A 1,019-nucleotide genomic window follows, 5' to 3' on the forward strand; every position below is an offset into this window, starting at 1 on the left:
TGACCGATCGCGATCGCCCCGCCGTTCACGTTCACCTTCGACGTGTCCCAGCCCATCTGCTTGTGCACCGCCAGCGCCTGCGCCGCGAACGCCTCGTTGATCTCCATCAGGTCCAGGTCGCCCGGCGTCCAGCCCGCGCGCTCCAGGCACCGGCGCGACGCCGGCACCGGACCCATGCCCATCACGCTCGGATCCACGCCCGCGTTCGCGTACGCCTTGATCCGCGCGAGCGGCGTCAGCCCCAGCGCCGCCGCCTTCTGCGCCGACATCACCAGCACCGCCGCCGCGCCGTCGTTCAGCCCCGACGCGTTCGCCGCCGTCACCGAGCCGTCCTTGGAGAACGCCGGCTTCAGCCCCGCCAGCGACTCCGCCGTCACGCCGTGACGCACGAACTCGTCGGTCGCGAACTGCAGCGGCTCGCCCTTGCGTTGCGGAATCGACACCGGCACGATCTCGTCGTCGAAGCGCCCCGCCTTCTGCGCGGCTTCCGCCTTGTTCTGCGACAGCGCCGCGAACGCGTCCTGCGCTTCGCGCGTGATCCCGTATTCCTTCGCGACGTTCTCCGCCGTGATGCCCATGTGGTATTGGTTGTACACGTCCCACAGCCCGTCGACGATCATCGTGTCGACCAGCTTCGCGTCGCCCATCCGGAACCCGTCGCGCGAGCCCGGCAGCACGTGCGGCGCCGCGCTCATGTTCTCCTGGCCGCCCGCGACCACGATCTCCGCGTCGCCCGCGACGATCGCGTTGGCCGCCAGCATCACGGCCTTCAGGCCCGAGCCGCACACCTTGTTGATCGTCATCCCCGGCACGGCGTTCGGCAGCCCCGCCTTGATCAGCGACTGCCGCGCCGGGTTCTGCCCGGAGCCGGCCGTCAGCACCTGGCCCATGATCACTTCGCTGACCTGCTCGGGCTTCACGCCCGCACGCTCCAGCACTGCGCGGATCACCGTCGCGCCCAGTTCCGGCGCCGCAATCTTTGCCAGCGAGCCGCCGAATTTGCCGACCGCGGTCCGCGC

1 protein-coding gene is annotated in these 1,019 nt (G+C 70.5%); it reads right to left on the reverse strand.

What is annotated here, in order from left to right; translation table 11 throughout:
* A partial coding sequence (locus WS61_RS08180) for an acetyl-CoA C-acetyltransferase (protein ID WP_059500013.1) occupies nt 1-1,019 on the reverse strand: 1,019 nt, incomplete at both ends.

The organism is Burkholderia sp. ABCPW 11, from assembly GCF_001523445.1.
Taxonomy (GTDB): domain Bacteria; phylum Pseudomonadota; class Gammaproteobacteria; order Burkholderiales; family Burkholderiaceae; genus Burkholderia.